The following is a 22,167-nucleotide window of genomic DNA, read 5'->3' on the forward strand; positions in this document are numbered from 1 at the left end:
CTGAATCCTCCATTTTTTTAATACTTAAACGGTTAACAGCTTATATGAATTCAAAATCTCTTTAACAGCTGCAATAGTTGGTCATACTTTTAAGGGTTTAATTCTCAAAAAGATGACAAGCGATTTGTCGCCCATCCACTTCAATTAAAGATGGATTTATGTTCAGGCATTTTCCCATTACATATGGACAACGTGAACTAAAAGGGCATCCTGTATGCTTGTTCATTGCCGAAGGGATTTCTCCTTGTAGATGTATCCGATTTCTAGTCTTACAAATATCAGGATCTGGTATCAGAACCGCCGATAATAGCGCTTGAGTGTAAGGATGCATAGGTGTATTGTAAATATCGTCACTACTGCCTGATTCAACAATATTTCCAAGATACATCACACTAATCTTATGGCTAATGTAGTTAACCATATTTAAGTCATGTGCTATAAATAAATAGGATAGTCCCCTTTCCTCCCTAAGTTTTTCAAGTAAGTTTATGATTTGTGCCTGGATGGATACGTCAAGTGCAGAAATAGGCTCATCGCATATTATCAATTCAGGTTCAAGGGCCAACGCCCGAGCAATTCCAATTCTTTGACGCTGTCCACCAGAAAATTCATGAGGAAACCTTCGAATGTGATCAGGTTTTAAACCAACAACGTTAATTAGCTCTTGTACTTTTTCTTCACGCTCCTTTTTGTTGTAAAGTTTAAAAATGTCCATGGGCTCCCTAATTATTTCTCCTATAGTTAATCTAGGGTTTAAAGAGGCATATGGATCCTGGAAAACCATCTGCATTCTCTTTCGATACTGTAGAAATCTCTCTCTTTTCATTTTCAATATATCTTCACCTTTATATAAAATCTGTCCCTCGGTAGGCTCATAAATTCTTATGATAGTTCTGCCCAAGGTGCTTTTCCCACACCCTGACTCTCCTACAAGCCCTAGAGTTTCTTTTTCTTTCAAATGTAATGTTACATTATCGACAGCTTTTACTTCCCTTTTAGGAGAGAATATTCCCTTTGTAATATCAAAGTACTTCTTTAGATTTCTAACTTCTAAAATATTTTCAGACAAGGGATTCACCGCCTTTATTACTCATTGGATGGTGTAACCAACAAGCAATCTGATGTGTATCCGAAAATGCTTCTACCCGTGGCGGGTGACTCTTACATATATACATTGCCTCTGTACAGCGATCGACAAATGGACATCCTATAGGCGGTTTAAGTAGATCCGGTGGTGATCCCGGAATGGGAATTAATTTTTTCTTCTTAGTATCTGTCGGGTTATTGATACTATTTAATAAACCTTTTGTATAGGGATGTTTGGGGGAATAGAAGATCTCTCTATCCGTTCCTTGTTCAACAATTTGTCCTCCATACATGATCATTATTCTTGTGCACATCGACGCCACAACGCCAAGATCGTGAGTAATCATAATGACTGATGTATTGAGTTTCGCTTTTAAGTCTTTGATTAAATCTAATACTTGTGCTTGGATTGTTACATCCAATGCAGTGGTTGGTTCATCTGCAATAATTAGTTTGGGGTTGCAACTTAAAGCAATTGCAATAATGATTCGTTGACGCATTCCCCCGGACAGTTCATGGGGATATTGTTTTAAGCGTTCTTCGGGACTCGGAATGCCAACAAGTTCCAAAAGACTAACCGCTTTTTGAATTGCATCTTTATGGGAAAGTTTTAAATGCAATTTAATAGGCTCCACTATTTGTGTGTCTATGCGAAGAAGGGGGTTTAAGTAAGTCATCGGGTCCTGAAAGATCATACTAATCTCATTGCAACGTATCGATTGCATCTTTTTCTCATAATCTTTCCTTTTTTTCTTTGTATTACAATTAGAACTTGATATATTTTTCCCATCAAATCTTATTTTCCCATCTACAACCCTTCCGCTATCTGCTAATAAGCCCATTATCGATAACATTGATACGCTTTTTCCAGAACCGGATTCGCCAACTATTCCTATGGTTTCCCCCTTATCAACATGAAAACTTATGCCACGTACAGCCTTGACGACACCATTCTGAATATTAAATTCCGTACTGAGATTTTCAACTTCCAGGATTGGCATACTTTTCTCCCCTATTAACTTTGTATTTAGCACTCAGTGGTTGCTATTCCTCACTTTTTCTTTGGGTCCAAGGCATCGTTCAATGTATCACCGATAAAGTTTAAAGCAAACATCGTTATACAAATAGCAGCTACTGGCCAGAACATTTGAATTGGGTAACTGTCAAGAACATTACGGGCATCTTGTGCGAGTGTCCCCCAGCTAGCCATAGGTGCAGCTATACCGACACCTAAAAAGCTTAAATATGCCTCAGTAAATATTGCATCTGGAATGATAAATGTCATCGTTACTAAGATTGGTCCCATACTGTTTAAAATGAGGTGTTTTAGTAAAATACGGATTTTGCTCGCTCCGATAACTTGCGCCGCCATTGCAAATTCTTGCTGTTTTAGGGAGAGGACCTGCCCCCTTACAATTCTTGCCATACCTACCCATGAGGATAGACAAATTCCAACTAATACTGATATAATATTTGGACCAAAGAGTAACATGATTAAAATAACATATAAAATTGATGGAATTGCATATAAAATGTCAATTATTCTCATCATTATCATGTCAGTTCTTCCACCCGTATACCCTGATATTCCACCGTATACTATACCTACAACCAGATTTATAAAAGCTGAAACAAACCCAACTGTAAGGCTGATTCTGGCTCCGTACATCACTCGCACAAATATATCGCGACCAAATTTATCAGTCCCAAATATATGTTCAGAAGATGGCGGTGAATTGGTGTTCTCAAGGTCCTGTCCATCATATGTGTACGGCGATAATATCGGTCCGAAAATCGCGAGCAGGATTATTATAGCTAACACAGTCAAGCTAATTGTAGCCACTTTGTTTTGCCTAAACCTGGTCCACGCATCCGCCAAATAGGACTTACTTTCTACTGCTATAAACTCTGAGTTCTTTTCCTTATCTGGTAGTTTCCCGAAGAGATCTTTAGTAAGCTCTAATTCCTCATTAGCCTTGACTCCCTTTGTAACAACCATTGAACACCCTCCTTATCACTACTCAAGTTTTATTCGAGGATCAATAAATGCAATAATTATATCTACGATGAAATTCATAAGGACAATAAATGTACCAATAAATATTGTTAAACCAAGGATTACTGGATAATCCCTTCCACTTATCGAGTAGACAAACTCCCTTCCAATTCCCGGGATTGCAAAGATTGTTTCTACAATAAAGCTTCCTGTCATGAGGTACGCTATCATTGGTCCCATATAAGTTACAGTTGGAATAATCGCGTTCTTCATCGCATGTTTAACGATCACGGTATTCCGCGTAACTCCTTTTGACCGCGCCATTATGACAAAGTCTTGGAGCATAACCTCACTTAAGGATGAGCGAATCAGACGTGATATATAGGCTATCGGAAAAAAACTTAAAGCCAGTGATGGCATAATATAATGTTTCCATGTGCTCAACCCTATAATTGGTAGTAAATTTAATTGAAGAGCAAAAAAGTAAATGAAAAACAAAGCTAATAGGAAACCGGGAATAGATATTCCAGCTGTAGAAATAGCAATTATTAAGCTTTGCAGCCACTTTTTTTTCGTCAAGGCTGAAATGATTCCAAGACCAACCCCCAATATTATTGATAAAAAGAATGAGACAACCCCGAGTTTCATTGTAATTGGAGACAATTTCACAATGATACTGGTTACCGTTGTTCCAATCTTTTTGAAGGACTCACCCAAATCTCCGACGGCAACATTTTTTAGATAAAGGACATACTGAACCCCTATAGGTTTGTCAAGATTATATTTTTCTTCGAGAATTCGAATAACCTTATCGTCTGTTACACGTTCAGAATCAAACGGTCCACCCGGCAGTATTTTCATTAAAAAGAAGACTAAAGTGATTAAAAAGAACACCGTTAGCATCCCTATTAAAAATCTTTTTAACGTGTATTTAATCATAACTTTCCTCCTCTGAATACTTATCATTGACTCGAACACAGGAAACATCTTGTTTAAGGGAAAATTCTTAAGGCAAAAAGTAAAAAATAAAAATAATTATAATTTGTTATCCTTCGGCATAAGCCTCGATGCCCCCCTAGCTTTATCTATCAATAGAAACACTCGATCAATCAATCTGATCTTTCACATAGTATACTTTTAACAACAAAATAACTGAATGTTCATTATGCACAAAATTATTTGTTAATTATAGTGAATTGCAATGAATAGGATTCATAATATCTGATAATCTATGGTGTGTTAGTCAGTTACTAATACACTAGGCAGGTTGCATAATTGATTAACGACAGTTCTTTTTGTGAAAATTATTCAGTCAGGAAAAATATTTATAACTTTTTACCTCAAAATAAAAAAATTGGCATTCCAATTAGGATGAGAACACAGTATATTATATCTAGTAGAAATATTCTGAACGTATTTATTAACGAGAAAAAATACTATAGGGAGGGATAATATGCAGTATTTTGAGCAAATTGCTCAATCAGTTGTCGAGCAGGTCTCTTCAATCTTGAATATTCCAATCATCTTAACGGATAAGTCTGGAATTATTATTGGTAGTACAGATATCAAGCGCCTCGGTTCTCGCCACGATGTAGGTGTGCAAGTAACAAAGTCGGGCAAAACAATGTTTTTCTCAAAAGAACGAGTTGCCCTGTTTAATGATGTATTGCCTGGAATTGCTATACCATTGCATTTCCAACAACAAACAGTAGGGATGCTCGGCCTCATAGGGGATCCTTTGTTAATTGAGCGATATGTACAGTTCGTGCAGGCGCACATTGAAATGCTTCTTATGGAAAGCTTTCGCTCTAATACAGTAGCCATGCAAATGGAAACAATGAGAGATTTTATTCATCGGCTATTAAGCTACAATAAAGAAGAAAATTCCCAAGAAATTTTAAATTTCTCAAAAACGCTTGGATTTCCGCTAGATCTATCAAGGCGCTGCATCTTATTGGAGATTCCATTATCGTTTAATTGGTTGCTTTGTACTAAACAGGAGCGGACATTTAACAAAACGGAACGTGATCTATTTATTTATTTAACAACTCTTTTCGTTGATAATGAGAAGGATATTGTTGCTCCGGTGAATACGGATCAGTGGATTATTCTGAAGCATGTTACCAGTAATGACACAAACGGAATAAATAAGAAATTAGAATTTGCCTATGAATCTTTGCAAGTTTTTTTAAAAAGCAGAAAGTTAAAAGGTGAAGTTGTAATGCTTTATAGTGATTGCTATTCAACACTTGAGGGGCTTAGTCAGTCCTGTGAACATTTAATAAAAACCTTAACCATCGCAAAACGTAATAATTGGAAAAAGCCTATTGTTTCCATTGATAACTGGGAATTATTATCCCTTGCTCTTGTCCAAGAAATAAAACTCCCTCTAGGACAAGTACTTGAAAAACACATTGAAAAGCTAAATATTCATCCAAACGGTCCAGCCCTCATCGAGAGCTTCATTGTTTATTGTGAAGAACAATTGAATATGAGCCAAGCTTCAAAGAAGCTCTACGTTCACCGGAACACCCTTATTTACAGACTCCAGCAGCTACAGCAATTATTGAATATTGACTTACAATCTTTCGATCAATGCACGCTCCTTTATTTAACCCTAAAACAACACGACATTTTCCAAAAACGTAAAATAGCCCCCGCCTTAAAATAGATGGGGGCTTGTAAACATCATTTTATTTTTATCAAATACAGGTAATAAGTTCTATTGTTAGTGAGCAACGCGTCAGAGAGATATGTACCTGCCGCTTTATTTCAAATGGAGATAACCGCAACATACTAGGCCCACCGGGGTTGGGAAAGACACATCTCTCCATCGGGTTTGGATTTGAAGTGTTAGCCAAAGGCTATAACGCCCTGTTTATTACGTCCGATGAGTTAGGAGAGCAATTGTCAAAAGGCTTCACAAAAAGGCACACTATCATATTTAATGAAGCGTATATGTAGGATCGTCTAAAAAGTAGGCCAAGTTGAGTCAGTAGTGGCCGGTTGGCTCGATGCCGATGATGACATTGGTTTTACCGAATTGTTTCTTGGCGGTGAGAATGCACTTGTGGAAGTATTTAAATCCTTATCTTGATTGATGGACAGGGAACGACTTCTTAAGGATCAGGCCCCGTTCATCGACCATGCAGGCGTAATGCGTGCGCTTGGCGATGTCCATTCCTATTACCAGTGTTTTATCAGGACTTGATTAATTTTAGCGTTTTGCGTAAAATTCATGATGAGTCCTCCTTGGTATTTAAATTAGGGGTTAATTCGTGCAGATTTGACAACCCGCATCATACCAAGAGGGCTCATTTTGTTCAAGTCCCCGAAAAAACCTCTAACAGAAATTCTCCTAAATAATATATTTGACGTTATTGCCTTCTTTATAAATGGCTCTATTGATCTGCTATAATCCTATCAATGCTGGTTCAGAAGCTTCATTTATTATTTAACCGATTTAAGAAATTGCCATGAACGTGATTTTCAAAACTTTATTTCTCTGCCTGTTCAATTTTTTCTAATAATGCTTTCCTGGTATTATCCCATTTGTCCTCAATTTCATTCGACCAATCTGAAGTATAGTGCAATGAATTTGCTTTGATATACGCTTCATCGTAATTCCGATTATCAATATCTATCATTATTTCATCAATCTTAGCCTCGAGTTTTTCTTCTTCCTTTATGGATCTAACATATGCAGACCCAAATACCAGCACACATAACACAATAACTACTAACATAGCAATAACACTACTTATTAGTTTTCTCATGTTCTCATTACTTTTATATTTTTCCTTGTTATTAATTTTATAACGCTCCTGTTCGTACTGTTTATCTCTCATTCGCTCTTTATATTCCATTTTTTTATTTGAACTTTTGCGTTAATAGATGCTTCACTTAATTCTTCTAAGATCATTTTATGACCGCAATATTTACAAAAAAAAGTATCAATACCGTCTTCGATTTCGAGAGCAGCATTACAATTAGTACATTTTAGTGTATGTGCTTTCATTATTAACCTCCAACAAGTTTAAAACATTAAATCAGACTCACTATGTGTTGAGTATTGAAAAGCACATTTATTTAAAGTCAACGTTTAACATTAGTGATCTGATATTCGAATACTCATAAAGCCTGAGATACGCTATACGTTCATTGCTGGATATTAATGCATGCATGCAAATATCATACCGTATTAAATTGCATGAACACAATCGAACTAGCGATATGTACGCCTTCCTTGGCAATTCCACCGCCAATTTGGTTGTTCCCCTTACCATTGGTACGGAATATCTTCATAGCAACTCCCCAGATTTATTTACCTCCAGTTTTATTAATTACTATTATACCACTAACGTCAGCCCCAATTACAATACTTTCCAATCAGTCAGTTTGCATTGATCATTTTTCCTTTCCCCGAAAGTATCCCTTTTCAAAACTTCACTCTATATAAAGAGTGAAGGGACTGTTCATAATAGAAAGGGGAATAACAATGATTAAGGAATGGGTAGAATTAATTTCAGCACTACAACAAGAGAAGATTTGGCCAGAGGCAACAGTTGAGGAGAGAGAAATCTTGGTGAAATTGCTACTGTTGGCAAATACCGAAGAAAACCAGTAGGAGTACGATGGTAAATTGTATACGATACGGCCTGGACAAATGGTGATTTCTTTTCACTCACTTGTCCAAGTGTTAGGGACACATATGCTGGTCGCAAAACTCCGGTTAATTATAAAAAAGTTTGCCTTGCTAGTGTTTTTAACAGAAGAATTCATGAATGGGATGCGGATCATCACGATTACAAATTGGGAAAGTTATGTAAGATTTGAAGGGAATTGGACAATTAGACATCCTATAACACCATTTCGCCGTCCAGTACCCACTTTGACCTCTCTGCCTCTTATAATTAAAAGCAGCGTACATGGATATTATTAATTCCCCAAAAAAGTATTCATTTGATGGAATTGCAAATGTAATAATTATGGACTGATGTACGCAGATGGTTGGTTAGTGTGTTTCATCAATATATTGTTTATAGCTTCACTACCGTTATCTCCGTGCAGTATAACAACTAAGATGCAATGCTCGCCGGGGTTCTATGTCAACTGACAACTGTAATCGTCAATCCCCATTGGACACTTTTTGCTTATTAACTCTGGATCACTTTTTAATCTTTAAAGATACTTTGTTGATATTATAATCGATGGCTTTCATTGTTCATGTGAATGGCCTCAACACCAAGTAATAAGCGGTCTAAAATTGCAGTCATCATTCCTTGGTTACCAACAACTTCCGTCCACTCGTCAGGGCTTCGATTGGACATCAAGATCAAAGAGCTCTGCTCATTGAGTTGATGGATCAATTGAAAGAAGAGAGTGGCTTCTCGCTGATCCATGGCCATATACATAATGTCATCAATGATGACCAGGTTCCAGCGGTGACTGCGTAGCGCACCTGACCTAATTGAATATTCTATTTACCGACAATTCGGTTACACAGTGGATAGCAAAATTTACCGATTAAACCGTTGATTTGAAATTTTTTTAGAGGGAAGTGTATATTATCAATTGATTTGCCTTACTATTGCAAGGATTATCAGTTACAATCACCGTATGTCCAGTGCAAGCAATGTAACACACGTATGTGAACCTATGTACCCAGCACCGCCAGTTACTAAGATAATCATTAAAATTTGTTCCGTTTTATTTCATTTGAAACAAAACTAAATGGTATAACATTAACGCTGTATATCAACTATATATTTGTTTTTGGGATCAAGAAATTCACCATTATACGCTTCACCATCAAGAATAACACGACACCCCTGTTCTAAAGCAAGCATAATTCCCGGCAAAAGATCCCAAGCATATGCACCTTCAGGATTAATAAATCTACAGTAAGAACCACGAATAACATTATAAAGATTATATACTGCACACCCCATAATTCGATATTCACCAGGCTCATTCATAATATTTCTAACTGAATCAGAAATTGATGATGATAAGCCAGTTATACGAGACTGAATTGGTTCCACCTTATCACCGGACAAAAGTTTAACTCCCAACTCAGGCAATAATAAGAAACTTCCTAGAAAAGAATCTCCTTTCCATAACCCAAAGGATACTCCCCACTCCTTCATGCCGGAACAAAAATTCTCCGTACCGTCAATCGGATCCAATAAAACTACATACCCATCAGTTAATACAGTTTCATTATTAAATGATTCTTCTCCAATAAATACTACATTAGGTATTTTTTTTCGTACATAATTATGTACTAATTCTTCAATAAAAATATCTGACTTAGTAACAGGTGTATCATCTGATTTGAATGTAATGTCATATCTAGTTTTTTCAATTTGATTTAGGTTGGTCGTAATTAAATCACAAACTCCGTTTAAAAAAATACGGACTTCATTTTCTGTCATAAACTTCACCTCAAAAATATTCCTTATTTGGACCTTTTAAATATTTGTATATACTGAATCTGTCAAAAAACAAACTTCCATATTTTTGTTAATATTAATTAAATAATTGGTAATAGCTTCGTTTTTCTTTACAAGATTTTCTGATTCTGCGTTATTAACTATTTCTGCAGAATAATAATTGGATGATTTATCCAGACTGAAACCATCAAACCCAGCTAGATTTATACTATTAATGGAGATATTTTGCAATAGGTTTATTAACATTAAACCTGCGTTGTCTGATATTGCTGAGTTATCAACAAGTAAATCAGAATAATTCACTACTAATGATGAATATTTATCAGAAGTAATGATATTTGAAGTTGTAATAATTGTAGTCTTACTAGACCTTTCATTAATCGTGTCAGACATATTTTCAAATCGTTTTAAGTTGCTAATGAATAGAGCATCACATTTATAAGAATCAGGAATAAAATTAACACTGATAACAAAAGGATTGTGTTCCTTTATAAAATTATTTATTTTATCCATGTGCGTTTCAATAGACCTTCCGGGTGCAAGGATAAGTATTTTCTTTTTGTCAACTAAGTTCTTAATAGTTTCCAGACTATGTGAATCGTTTACAAAATGAATTTGATTACTAATATACAAATCTTCAATATAATTTTTGTCGAACAAATCCCTTTTCTCATCTGGAAGTTGTTTTAGAATAGTGTTTATTAACTTTATTGAAATCGTCTGCTTATTTAACAAATGTGATGCATAATTAGGATGACAATTATTCACCGCTGCAATATAATATGGCATGGAATAGCCCCATTGTATATCAGTTGATATTTTGCTTAGGTGTTCATCGTAAATTTCCAATAACGGAATTGTATTATATTTTTCCTCTATATTTTTATTTACGTAGTGAGTTATTAACTCTGTACATAAATTACCTGCTCCTCTACCCATACCAAAAACAGAAGAGTCTATTATTATATTTCTCTTTGTAAGCAACATTAAAAGTTCTTGTGCATTAGAAAAAGATAATTGTAAATTATTATGAGAATGAAAACCTATAGATATTGATTCCTCCAGATTATTATCAAGAAGATGAAACATTCTTAACAGATCATTCTTATACATAATACCAAGTGTATCTACTAAATAGAAAGCATATGGCTTCAAATCATTCACTTTGTGTATTAATTCCAATAGGGCTGAATCAGAGTAACTGGTTGTCCCTACTGGTTGAATATACACTTTATACCCTTTTTGCATTAAATGTTTACCGTAAATTAGTGCTTCTTCTATTTCATCTTCATGGAAAGTAACACGTATACCATCAATTGAATTACCATCACAAATTGAAATTGATTCGATTGGTGGGTAAGGTTGTGCTATCATTCCAACATAAGAAATATCTTCATTTTTTGGTTCAATATAATTACGTATTCTTTCTATACTGTCGAATAACGATTTATTCTGATCGAATTCCACGCTAGTTATGAAACCACATTCAATAATATCAATATTTGACTGTGATAATTTCGAAATAATCTTTTTTATTGTTTTTTCACCGAAATTCCAATCGTTAATATATCCTCCGTCACGAAGAGTACAATCAAGAATTTTAATTTTCGCCATTATGTAAACCCTCCATAATTTATCTTCTTAAGAAAAAGTTGTGAATAGCGTTTGCTATATCAAAGTCTTCTTTAACATCAATATCTATACTTTCAATTTTGCTAACCTCTACTAAATAAGGGTTAAACCCTATTCTTCTGTTGTGATTTTCAAAAATTTCTTTTTCAAAAACATAAAATCCACATGTTTCGGAATAGTATGGTTCTAAGTCTTGTGTTCTAGCAATACTACTAGGATTATAATTTAAGGGTTTATTATCTTTCCACAAAAATTCTTGTATCTTCTGAACTGCAAAGGCTGAATCATAACCCTCATTTAAGACTTTTTGTATTCCAATTTTTATACTTTCTTCTTTTACGAAGGGAGCTGTGACATGTGATAATATATATATATCCGCATCCACATCATTAATAAATGAACTGATAACTTCATTTATTTTTGTTTCTGATCTGTCAAGATTTTCACTTCTTTTAAGGAAATTAACCCCCGGTGGTAAAAAGTCACATACCTTTTCATTACTACAATAAACATAAACCTCGTCGATATCTGTTATATTCACTAAAGTTTTTAAGATATAATTTAATAGAGGCTCCCCATTTTCGAAAGGTTTAATATTCTTGTTAGGTAAACGCTCATTATTAAGCTTTATAGGTACAAAAGCTACAGTTTTCATAAAACATCCTCTTTCTCTTTCTTTTATTTTATTTTACCAGCATTGCTCGACATTAAATATTTCATCTCATTCAATAGGTAAATGCATTCTAAAGATAACTCAGTGGACTAGTAAATGAAAGGACCAAGTTAGTTAAGTCTCATTCTAATAAATAGAGAATTGTGTGGCCAGTATGAAACAAAAATTTGGAATATGGATCACTTTCCCATTGAAATTAGAGGCTGATTTTAACCGGCTGAAACATCCGAAATTCAAAGGGATATTCGCTTTCATCAGGAGGTAGACATCTTAAAATAGCCTATAATTATATTCACTAAAAATTGATCTGCCAAAAGATTATCGTCCATATTAAACAGGAGAAGGAATACTATCCTGTTCAAGTTTTATGTGAAGAACTCGAAGTGTACAGAATTACTTATTATCAATCCTTCCATAAAAGTAATAGCTTCGTATATACGAAGTTATTTTAGAGAGGATAAAAACACATTCATGAGGAGAGTAAAGGTGCTAGAGCTTACCTAAAATTCATCACATTCTCAAAAAGTATGGTTTTTCTGTTAGCTAAATACATGTTCAGCGCATCATGAAAGCAGAAGAGATCAATCCACAACCACAAAGAAATATGGTCCTGCTTTACGGCTACCAAAATAGAAGCGCGTGACAACCTCTGTAACAAGAATGCTAAGCCACCACGATCAATTAGTTATTGGTAGTTTCGCTACAGAACGATTCTCCATATATAGATGTAGCTTCTGACAAGAACTAATCATTTTTATGTCCAGGATATTGACATAGCATAGATCCACATATTCTTAACAGGTAAACTTCTATGAATATGAATTATTTCTATTGATATTTTCTAAGCCATTCAAATCCAAAATAAACCTTATCATCCACAAAATCAATACTATTTAATGACGTAGAAGTAACAGTAATTGCTTTTTTATATTTAATATTTGGATTGAAGTTTAAAATTTCCGAAGGTAAATCTTTATTCATTACACGAACGTTAATGAAATTATCTCGATAATTAAAATTATCTCTGGGATGCGGTTTTATAAAAATATTTAGATCATCGCAGTAGGCGTCAATTATATCTTGATAAACTTTTCTTTGAATCTCTTTAGTTTGGACAATTCCATCCTCAAACAAGGGTTGACTCAGAATGAGAACACTGTCTCCATGCAATGATGACTCTTCATCATCGTCCATTGTAAAAATCATATATATTTGTTTTTTTTGTTCCTCTGTCAATTTGCTAAACATTTCTTTTTTATCTTTTACCCTAATCTTTTCTCTAGGTATTTCGAGATCTTTTTCATTATTAACTTCTACAATTTTAGAGTATTTAGATTTACCGTGAAAATATAAAGTTTCATATACAAAACCAAATATTCTATTTCTTAAAGATTTTTTATAATCAATTTCTATATAATTTTTTAAAACCTTGTAAGAATCCATTGCATCTTCTAATAAATTATAATATATTCTATTTGCTCTTAGATAATAGCCTAAGTATGTCCAATCATTATATATATTAACTTCTTTATAGGTATTCTTTTTTAATTCAAAATTAGGTTTAATCATTTTTTTATATTTATAATTTGTAAATACTAACTCTATTTTACTAAATCTTCTTTTCTCTACATTACTTTTTCTATATTTTTTCTCACTAAATGTGTACACATTTTTAAAACTCCGCGTTCCTTTAAGGGAATGAAATAACTTCATATATCCGGGAATGGTATCACAAATCACAATATCCGCCTCACCGATATTAGAAATTTCTTTGACTAGAGTGACTAGTACATGGTAGTAAGTAAAACAAATATAAACACGATTATTTTTCATTTTTTCTCCCTTCGCTATTTGAAAGCAATAGAAATGTTAAATATTATTGTAACTCAAACATAAGAACCACATCATCTGCACATCATTTATAAGGTCTGATAATCAAAAACTCAGTAGTAGGAATTAAAAAACAATTTAAGACTACCAAACATACACCTTTCACTTCATCTTAATTTACTATTCACTAAATTTAACAGCATTTTAAAATGTGATTTATTAAGCACTAAAACCAAGCTGATTATAATCCCTAGACAGCCACAAATCACTGCTGTAGTAATTAATTTCATCCACGTATCTATAGCTAATAACTGTTTAATTGAGTAAAAAACTACTACCAAAATGATAATTGTTATAAGATTCCTTGCTATTAATCCGTAAAAAGTATACCATTTTACTTTTAAACATTTCGCTGTATAAATTGGTGTAAAAGTTAGGTTTCGAATACAACTTAGTATTACACTTGAAATTGGAATTGCTAAAAGACCTAAATCTGTAAAATTTATTAGAATAAGTACTAATAATATATTCAAAACTCCCGTACAAAATAAAATAATTGAAGGGATCTTCACTTTATTTAAGATCGTATTTACATTAAATAATACATTGATTGCCCCGCTGATAAAAAATGGTGAGATTATAATAATCGACAAAAAATGAAGAAAACTGGAGTTTTCACTCGGAACCCAAAGTTGGTAAAATTCCTCACCAAAAACAATGAAACCGGCAATTGGAACACTTATTAATATGAGCAAGACTTTCCCTGAAAAATCAATCTCTTTTAGCATTCCATTAGTGTCTTCTTTAGCGTAATGAGCTGCTATAGGGGGAATGAACACACCTACTAGCATTCCTATTAAAGAACTAATAAATAAGGGAACGGTCTGAGAAATTGAAAACTCTCCCCCTTTTGCAGCTCCAAAAAAGATATTTGCTAATAAAAGATCTAACCCAGTCAATAAAATAACACTTAGCTGATTAAAAGAACCCCAAATTCCAGAACTTAAAAGTTCTTTAACTGCTTTTAAATCAAAATAAGACGTTGAAAACTTTATCTCAGGTAGAAGTCTTTTAGTAAAGTACAATGAAATAGCAATACCTATAATACTAACACTCAGACTGACAACCCCCACATAAATAATAGAAGGAGTTAATAATGTAAATAGGATAATAAATAATGAGGCCTTTAATCCATTTTGAATAATTTCTTGATATGACCGCAAATCAATTCGATTTGTTGCTAAAGTAGCGACATTAAACACAGACCCTAATACAGATATCAAAAATGTTAAAAATATTAATCCAAAAAGAATTCGGATTTCATTAACCAAATCAATCGGAGTATTTAAAATGTGGTCTATGAAAATAATAATTAAAGAAAGTGGTATGATCAACACTATTACCATGACGATATTTGAATATAAAACCGAGTTGAAATATATGTTTGCTCGATGCTTATCTTTCTTCATAATTTCTAACATAATAAATCTTGCAGCCATCGAATTTAATGCAATTACTAATAAATTAATATATGTTACAAAGTTATTAGCCAGTGGAAAGAATCCAAATGCTTCTTTTCCAATATATTTAATTAAAAAAGGAGTCAGTACAAAACTAATACCAACGCTTATAGAAAAAGACATAGCATTTGCTATTAAATTAATACTAAGTTGCTTCTTAAACATAAAAAAAGATACCTTCTTTTTAGATAATAATTATCTATTTCATTGTGGTTAATTGACAAATAACTTACCGGAATACTCACCGGAGTCTTAATTTAACGTATAATCTATAGATCAATTCCATTGTTTTTGGCACTATAAAATAAGACTCATAAAATAATTTGAATTTCACATTCTGATTGATATTTCGAAGTTTTTTTTTAAAATCGATGAAATTTCTGTTAAAATTTTCTTTCATTATTTTATCTTCAAATAGGTTTTTTCGTTTATTAACATCCATATAAATAAAAAATAACTCTTTATAAGTTTTATTACTTAAGTCCGTAAGCCCTACCTTTTCAAAGAACTCCGCTCTTTCCCTAAAGGCATCTATAGCATGAAGTCTGTTTTTAATATTAAAACCACTTCCCATAATACTATCGTTTCTTTGCCAGTAGTATAATAATTGAGCTGAAGTGAGTATGATTTTTTTTGCCTTATGAATCAATTTGTGCGTTGTAAATTCATCTTCATGTATCCTTCCTACAGGAAAGCGTACATCTTCAAATAATTTTCTTTTATATAATTTCCCACATGCTATAACCATCTGAACATAGAATTTATCTAAAAATTGCTCTAGTGCTTCATTATTAGAATACTCATAAATTATTTCTTTCGAAATTTCACCTTGAGTATTTTCTGTTGAAGTTCTGATGAAGTTGGATACTGAAATATCTGAGTCTGTTGTTTTTAGTAACTGATATAGCTTCTCAATATATTCCTTATGGACCCAATCATCGCTATCGACAAACGAGATATATTCACCCTGAGCAATTTCAATCCCTGCATTCCGAGCATCTGATAGCCCACCATTTTTTTTATGTAATACTTTCACTCTTTTATCTAATTTTGCGTATTCTTCACAGATTTCCCCGCACCGGTCAGGAGAACCATCATTAACTAAGATAACTTCAAGGTTCTTATATGTTTGATCTAATATAGAATTAACACATCGATGTAGATAATCTTCAACATTATATATAGGTATTATTATTGAAACAAGTTCACTCATATAATCCTCCATGGTCTATAATTAAGGACAAGATACTTTTAATACTAGATACGAAATAAATCTTATATCTTTAATTCTTTATATCAGTAATTTTTAATAAAGCGCTGTAATAAAAATATAAAAATAAAGCGTATTCTTTTTTAATTGCATTTAATACAATCTTTTTTCTTATTGTATATCCTTTACTATTAATTTTATTTATAATGATTTTTAGTTTTTGATTTTCACATAGTCTTTTTATAGTTATAATTCTTTCTTTTATTCGCTTACGATTTCCTTTTTTAACCTCATTTGATATAGAATCTAATACCAAATTTACGTATCTAATATCTAATCTCTCCTTATACATAATAGTATTCCCATTATCTTTTATTATTTTTTCCAATTCTTGAAATACATTAGATTGTATCTCAAACATATTTTTTCTATATATTCTTATCGCAGAACTGGCTTTTTGAAAATAATGATAATATGTCCCATTAATTATTTGAACTCTTCGCGCTTTTGAAAATGCAGCTACACAAAAAAGCAAATCTTCCATGAGTGGAATATTAACATTAAAACTCAAACTATATTTTTCAATTAAATCTTTTTTAATAATTAATCTACACGCGCTCCCCATAACAGTTTGACTTCCGCTGTTCAAATTAGAACTTCCAATCATATTGACAACAATGTTTTCAATAATTTCTTTACCTTCGAGAATCTCCTTCTCAATATCCATTATAACAGGAATAGATTTTTCATTTTGCTCAATCACATAGTTACAAATACAAATATCAGCATTATTTTTCAAACCTTGTTGATAAAGAGCTTCAAACATTTCGGGTTCTATCCAGTCATCTGGATCAATAAAACCGATATATTCACCTTCAGCAACCATAATACCTGCATTTCTAGCAGATGATACACCACCATTTGGTTTATCAATTAACACAACTCTATCATCTATAGCTTCAAATTCCCTACAAATTTCCAGACTGTTATCCTTGGAACCATCATTCACTAAAATGATTTGTATATCTTTAAGTCTTTGATTTTGAATACTTATTAAACAGCGTTTAAGATATTTTTCTACATTATAAATAGGCACTATAATACTTACTTTTACCATTGTTCCCCCTACTTAATACTTATTTTTACAGGTTCTATCGAATCTATTAGATATGTGCTTTTCAGAATGGGTCAATGCCATTCTATTACATAAAATCAAACACCCAATAATATTTGTAGTCATTTTTAATAGAATCAATTACTATTGATTTATACAATAAAAATATATTAACTGAAATAATTACAAAAAGTAGTAAGTATTTAGTTTTTTTGTTTTTTAATTTCTTAATAACTAAGCAAATAACTATTAGCTCTAAAAACTGAAAATATAATCCTACCCTATTGACCAAATAGGTCGATAGTGCAAAAATTCTGAAAATGGCACCAATAGCGTAAAAATTAATTGCAATGACAAATTTTCTTTCGAATTTTATTTCTTTTACATAGTAAATTACTGCAATTGCTAATAATGTTTTAAATGTAACTCCTAAACTAAATATGCTAGAACTTGTATTGAATAAAAGATCTGAATTTTGATATTTACTTTCATAAAATGTTAAATTTAATAAGGTTATTATAATTTGGTGCCCAAATCCAAAAATAATAACTAAATAACTTGTAATTATTCCTATAATAAAAGTAGTAAATGATATTGTTTTTCTTCTTAGAAGATAGATAAATGGGAGAACAAGCAACACAGAAGTATGAAACCCCATTGCAATTACCATTGTCACTCCAAATTTAAAGGGTTTTTTTTGAGTGAAATAAGCTAATGCTAATAATAATAATATAATAGCAACGCCTTGCCTAATCGCATTCATAAATAAAAATATATATATTGTGCTATATAGAATCAATGCTAAAGAAATTTGTTTATCTGTTAGATCCCACTTTTTAAGTGCTATGTATAAAATTAGATTAGAAAAAGCAGCTATAAAAAAAGTAAAATGAAAGAATTCGAGATTAGTATTTAAAAAGAAAGAACTTAAGCCTGTGTAAACCCACTCAATATTTATTTGATTCCAATTATAATACCATGTATTATATGTTTCATAATCTGTGCCAACATTATATCTAAAGCCAGACATAATAGTTAAAAATATCAAAAGTAATATATTAAATATTTTAAACACTATATTATTTTGACTTCTAATAATAAAAATAAACAAGATTATATATAAGAGTAAAAAGAAAAATAAATTATACATTCATAGACCATTCCTATTTGGTTTTATACGATACTTTGTTAAAATTGAAATTTAAATCAGTTCTCTTTTTGATTTCAAAATACTCTTTCATAAAGTTCTCTGTATAGTCCGAGTACTTACTTTCCCAACAACTCCTAGCCTTCTGTGATTTTTTTAAACGTTCCTCATTACTGATCATTGATATTTCTTTGAATCCATCTTTACCTTCCTTAATAACGAAACCCGTTTCTTCTTCAATAATCTTTTTCGCAAAATCTGGTCCTTCATTTGTTACTAAAGGGACACCTAAATAAAGACTCTCATAATATTTATTTGGGGCAGCATATTTATGTACTTTATTTGTCATATAATATAAACCAATAATCATATCGGAATTAGACATAATATTTAGCCCCGTATTATAATCTACTTTACCAACATAATTTATATTTGGATACTTATCGGAATATTCCGCAACCAGTTGTTGAAGCAATCCAAATCCAGCTATATTAAGAAAAATTTTTGGTTTTTCACTAATAAAATCTAATAGATCTTCAATACCTCTATTTTTATCAAATACGCCTACATAACTAAGGACTAGCTTATAATCTTTCTTCAGATTATTTACATAGTATTTATAAGTGTTATCTTCAATAAAATTGATACTTGGTATATTCGGTAAAACCATATAATCTCGTCTATTATTTTGCTGCACTTGATTTATACGGAATTTTTCACAGATTATAACGTTATCAGAGTTTTTAAATATAAAATTTTCAATCAAAACTAAAAGTTGATTAATGCCCTTTTTCTTATCTGAGCTTGTCCAATCAAAAACATCAAAATTCATTTTTTTTCTAAGTAATTTTTTGCAAAAATACGAAGGGATTGCTGTGTCTAAATCACAAGCATGTATTATACTATATTCGTTTTTATGTTTAATTAAACTGAACACAATAAATATAAACCAAGCAAGTTTTGATGGGATATTTTTTATGCCCCTGCCAAAAGGTGCTTTTCGATTATAATAAACTGTATGTTCCTTATGTATATTCAGCCCCAATCTATTCCAAGCAATTATTTTATATTTCAATTTATATTCACGAGCATAATCAATATATTTCTGTAATCTAGGATCGGGACTAACATCATTACTTCTTATAAAAATATACATTCTTATGTTTATTCTCCTTTAAGTTTTTCATAGAACTTAAATAATTTTCTTTGATAAACAATTAATTTTATACTTCTAATACCATTTATATATGAAACTTTTTTAATTATCTCTATGTTTTCCTCGAAAAGAGATAGGAACTCGTCTTTATTTGTTAATGTTTTATGATTATATAATCTATATATAATTAAAGCTGGAAGTCTATATTCTAATAAGAGGTTAATATTCCGCTGAGTTGTTTTGGTTCTTGGGGGTTCATTTTCAATTATCTTTACTAATCTATTAATCCAAACTTTTTCTTTATTAATCTTTGAGAAATCATTTTCACTTAATGAATTACTAATTTCTAGCCTATAATTACTTAAATATTCTTTACAATAATTAATGTTTTTAGTTTTGGTAAATATTGTACCAAAAAAAAGCATATCTTCTCCCCAATTTAAATCTTCACTAAAAAATAATTGATTGTCAATAAGCCACTTCTTATCGATGATCCATGAATTAGTATTAGGCGTACATTTATTATTTATATAATTCTTTAGTAATTCACCTTTCCAATTCATGTTTGCTTTTATTTTTTTCCCATTAGGATAATGATAAACATGTCCACAAAAGGCTGCATAATACCCTTGTACAGCTAAAAGCATTTTTTGTAAAAAATGCTCATCATAAAAATCGTCGGCATCCAAAAACGTTATATAAGTACCAGTAGCTTTCATTATTCCATTATTTCTGGCTGCTGACACTCCAGAATTTCGTTGGGTGTAAACATGGATTCTAGTATCTCTTCTAGCAAACTCATTAATTACTTTTAAACTTAAATCAGTAGAACCATCATCAATGATTATTAATTCAAAATTTTTATAACTTTGGCTTAAGACACTCTCTATTGTTTTTGATAGAAATTTTTCTTTATTATATACGGGTATAATAATAGTAATTTTTTTGTCCATACGTACTCCTTAAAGATAACCAGTCGTGTTATAAGTTTCATTTCTCACATGGATAAGCAAATTACTTATAAACAATATTTCCAAACAGCTTATTTTCAATAAATACATGCTCTATAATATTTCCCCATGATATTTTTATTACAGGTAAAAAAACTTTCGAATTCTTACTATTTGGAAATCAATCTGTTGATAATAAAAAAAATTTCCTCTCTTCTATTATTTTTATTCATCTGTCCATTGTTCTGTTTGTCCTGATTTAATTTTTTTTGACGTTATAAGTGATTGATAAAGGTTAATCAACTGGCCCCTAACATTATTTATGTCATATTCTTTAATCTTATTAATATTGTACTGCCCCATTTTTTTGCGTAATGTCGAATCATCAACTAGTTTGATTAACTTACTTTTAAATCCATTTACATCGTTTGGATTTAACAAGTAACCACCTATCCCATCTATAATTAGTTCATTATTGCCTCGAATATTGGAACAAATAATCGGTAATCCTGAAGACATTGCTTCCATTAATGAAAGTGATAGTCCTTCTCTATATGACGGAAACACAAAAATATCCACTTGACTATATATATCTGCTAGGTCATGTCTATAGCCTAAAAATTTCACTCTATTATGAACCCCTAACTTTATTGCTAAACTCCTTAGATTTTCTAATTCTTCTCCAACACCAGAAATAAGGTAATAAACATTTTCTTTATTTATGCTTTTTAAAGCTCTAATCATTACTTGGTGATTTTTATTACGATTTAACTCTCCAACAGACAAAATTACTACTGATCCTACAGGGATATTTAAGTCTTCTACCAGATCTTTTCTATCCTTTAAATCAGGTCTGAATTTTTTTGTATTTATACCGACACCTGGAATATACTCAACCCTTGTATTTTTTTTAAATTTATCTGCTATCAAGTAGTCTTCATTGTTAATTGTAATAATAATGTCTGTAAATTTAGATAAAAAAAGTTCAACAGGATAAAATAGTATCCAATGCTTAATAGGGGCTCCTTTATAAAAATGAAAGCCGTGCGCCGTATAAACTACTTTAGTTTCTTTTCTTCGTGATTTTCTTGCAGCTAGCCTTGCCAAGGCACCTCCAACTGGAGTGTGACAATGGATTATAGAATAACAATTATCTTCAATAATATCCTTTAATAACTTATAAGACCTTATATTTGAAAGGTTTGAAGGAGATCTACTAAAGGGTAAATTATAATATTTATCGCAGAAAGGAATTTTACAATCCTCTTTATCTTCATAGTCATTATGAGCGCAAACATGTACTTCATATCCATTTTCTTTAAACCATTTCAAATACGGAAGATGAAACACCATAATATGTTTTTTTACAACAGTTGCTACAAATAATACCTTTTTCAT

At 31.7% G+C, this 22,167-nt stretch carries 21 protein-coding genes and 2 pseudogenes; 3 read left to right on the top strand and 20 right to left on the bottom strand.

The genetic code is table 11. The features are described from left to right. Positions 1–97: 97 nt before the first annotated feature. From ACTHPA_RS00735 to ACTHPA_RS00750, 4 genes are read right to left on the bottom strand one after another with little or no spacing between them, the layout of a single operon-like run. A complete protein-coding gene (locus ACTHPA_RS00735; RefSeq protein ID WP_440498144.1) occupies positions 98–1,069 on the bottom strand; it encodes an ABC transporter ATP-binding protein in 972 nt (323 codons plus the stop codon). Beyond that, positions 1,062–2,087, bottom strand: a complete 1,026-nt coding sequence (locus tag ACTHPA_RS00740; RefSeq protein WP_440498145.1) for an ABC transporter ATP-binding protein — start codon at positions 2,085–2,087, stop codon at positions 1,062–1,064. The genes ACTHPA_RS00735 and ACTHPA_RS00740 overlap by 8 nt, the downstream gene beginning before the upstream one ends. Before the next feature lie 50 nt (positions 2,088–2,137). Continuing rightward, positions 2,138–3,085: an ABC transporter permease gene (locus ACTHPA_RS00745; RefSeq protein WP_440498146.1), complete on the bottom strand. Its 948-nt coding sequence runs from the start codon at positions 3,083–3,085 to the stop codon at positions 2,138–2,140. Positions 3,086–3,103: 18 nt separating this feature from the next. Then, on the bottom strand, positions 3,104–4,021 hold the full coding sequence (locus ACTHPA_RS00750; protein ID WP_440498147.1) for an ABC transporter permease: 918 nt from the start codon (positions 4,019–4,021) through the stop codon (positions 3,104–3,106). A gap of 514 nt (positions 4,022–4,535) precedes the next feature. On the opposite strand from ACTHPA_RS00750, the gene ACTHPA_RS00755 reads away from it, so the two are divergent. Together ACTHPA_RS00755 and ACTHPA_RS00760 are read left to right on the top strand one after the other, a co-directional pair. Further along, positions 4,536–5,753, top strand: coding sequence for a sugar diacid recognition domain-containing protein (locus ACTHPA_RS00755; RefSeq protein WP_440498148.1), 1,218 nt, complete (start codon positions 4,536–4,538; stop codon positions 5,751–5,753). 53 nt (positions 5,754–5,806) lie between these two features. Beyond that, positions 5,807–6,046, top strand: a complete 240-nt coding sequence (locus ACTHPA_RS00760; RefSeq protein ID WP_440498577.1) for an ATP-binding protein — start codon at positions 5,807–5,809, stop codon at positions 6,044–6,046. A gap of 31 nt (positions 6,047–6,077) precedes the next feature. Here the strand turns inward: ACTHPA_RS00760 and ACTHPA_RS00765 are convergent. From ACTHPA_RS00765 to ACTHPA_RS00775, 3 genes and pseudogenes are all read right to left on the bottom strand, one after another. Beyond that, positions 6,078–6,322 (bottom strand): annotated as a pseudogene (locus ACTHPA_RS00765) (IS110 family transposase); the annotation flags it as partial. Positions 6,323–6,579: 257 nt separating this feature from the next. Further along, positions 6,580–6,930, bottom strand: coding sequence for a hypothetical protein (locus ACTHPA_RS00770; RefSeq protein ID WP_440498149.1), 351 nt, complete (start codon positions 6,928–6,930; stop codon positions 6,580–6,582). Further along, positions 6,927–7,100, bottom strand: coding sequence for a hypothetical protein (locus ACTHPA_RS00775; RefSeq protein ID WP_440498150.1), 174 nt, complete (start codon positions 7,098–7,100; stop codon positions 6,927–6,929). The genes ACTHPA_RS00770 and ACTHPA_RS00775 overlap by 4 nt, the downstream gene beginning before the upstream one ends. 480 nt (positions 7,101–7,580) lie before the next feature. Between ACTHPA_RS00775 and ACTHPA_RS00780 the strand changes: the two genes are divergently transcribed. Beyond that, positions 7,581–7,709 carry a hypothetical protein gene (locus tag ACTHPA_RS00780; RefSeq protein WP_440498151.1) on the top strand — a complete coding sequence of 43 codons (129 nt, stop codon included), beginning with the start codon at positions 7,581–7,583 and terminating at the stop codon, positions 7,707–7,709. A 574-nt stretch (positions 7,710–8,283) separates the two neighbouring features. On the opposite strand, the gene ACTHPA_RS00785 is transcribed toward ACTHPA_RS00780, so the two are convergent. From ACTHPA_RS00785 to ACTHPA_RS00845, 13 genes and pseudogenes are all read right to left on the bottom strand, one after another. After that, entirely contained in the window at positions 8,284–8,565 is a 282-nt protein-coding gene (locus ACTHPA_RS00785; protein WP_440498578.1) for an ATP-binding protein, read from the bottom strand. An 88-nt stretch (positions 8,566–8,653) separates the two neighbouring features. Then, a pseudogene (locus ACTHPA_RS00790) lies at positions 8,654–8,775 on the bottom strand (NAD-dependent epimerase/dehydratase family protein); the annotation flags it as partial. 51 nt (positions 8,776–8,826) lie between these two features. Further along, positions 8,827–9,519, bottom strand: a complete 693-nt coding sequence (locus ACTHPA_RS00795; RefSeq protein WP_440498152.1) for an inositol monophosphatase family protein — start codon at positions 9,517–9,519, stop codon at positions 8,827–8,829. A 36-nt stretch (positions 9,520–9,555) separates the two neighbouring features. After that, positions 9,556–11,151 carry an aldolase catalytic domain-containing protein gene (locus ACTHPA_RS00800; RefSeq protein ID WP_440498153.1) on the bottom strand — a complete coding sequence of 532 codons (1,596 nt, stop codon included), beginning with the start codon at positions 11,149–11,151 and terminating at the stop codon, positions 9,556–9,558. Positions 11,152–11,170: 19 nt separating this feature from the next. Then, on the bottom strand, positions 11,171–11,824 hold the full coding sequence (locus tag ACTHPA_RS00805) for an acylneuraminate cytidylyltransferase family protein (RefSeq protein ID WP_440498154.1): 654 nt from the start codon (positions 11,822–11,824) through the stop codon (positions 11,171–11,173). An 846-nt stretch (positions 11,825–12,670) separates the two neighbouring features. Further along, the gene (locus ACTHPA_RS00810) at positions 12,671–13,675 is read right to left on the bottom strand and encodes a polysialyltransferase family glycosyltransferase (RefSeq protein WP_440498155.1); all 1,005 of its coding nucleotides are present in this window, start codon (positions 13,673–13,675) and stop codon (positions 12,671–12,673) included. A gap of 164 nt (positions 13,676–13,839) precedes the next feature. Further along, complete coding sequence (locus tag ACTHPA_RS00815; RefSeq protein WP_440498156.1) at positions 13,840–15,357, bottom strand: oligosaccharide flippase family protein; 1,518 nt, start codon at positions 15,355–15,357, stop codon at positions 13,840–13,842. A 76-nt stretch (positions 15,358–15,433) separates the two neighbouring features. Then, positions 15,434–16,405 carry a glycosyltransferase family 2 protein gene (locus tag ACTHPA_RS00820; protein ID WP_440498157.1) on the bottom strand — a complete coding sequence of 324 codons (972 nt, stop codon included), beginning with the start codon at positions 16,403–16,405 and terminating at the stop codon, positions 15,434–15,436. A 70-nt stretch (positions 16,406–16,475) separates the two neighbouring features. Then, a complete protein-coding gene (locus tag ACTHPA_RS00825; protein WP_440498158.1) occupies positions 16,476–17,519 on the bottom strand; it encodes a glycosyltransferase in 1,044 nt (347 codons plus the stop codon). An 85-nt stretch (positions 17,520–17,604) separates the two neighbouring features. Then, on the bottom strand, positions 17,605–18,666 hold the full coding sequence (locus ACTHPA_RS00830; protein ID WP_440498159.1) for an EpsG family protein: 1,062 nt from the start codon (positions 18,664–18,666) through the stop codon (positions 17,605–17,607). A gap of 13 nt (positions 18,667–18,679) precedes the next feature. Beyond that, entirely contained in the window at positions 18,680–19,819 is a 1,140-nt protein-coding gene (locus tag ACTHPA_RS00835) for a glycosyltransferase (protein WP_440498160.1), read from the bottom strand. A gap of 8 nt (positions 19,820–19,827) precedes the next feature. After that, positions 19,828–20,772, bottom strand: a complete 945-nt coding sequence (locus ACTHPA_RS00840) for a glycosyltransferase family 2 protein (protein WP_440498161.1) — start codon at positions 20,770–20,772, stop codon at positions 19,828–19,830. Positions 20,773–20,994: 222 nt separating this feature from the next. After that, positions 20,995–22,167 carry a glycosyltransferase family 4 protein gene (locus ACTHPA_RS00845; RefSeq protein ID WP_440498162.1) on the bottom strand — a complete coding sequence of 391 codons (1,173 nt, stop codon included), beginning with the start codon at positions 22,165–22,167 and terminating at the stop codon, positions 20,995–20,997.

This window comes from Sporosarcina sp. SAFN-015, from assembly GCF_051966875.1.
Taxonomy (GTDB): domain Bacteria; phylum Bacillota; class Bacilli; order Bacillales_A; family Planococcaceae; genus Sporosarcina.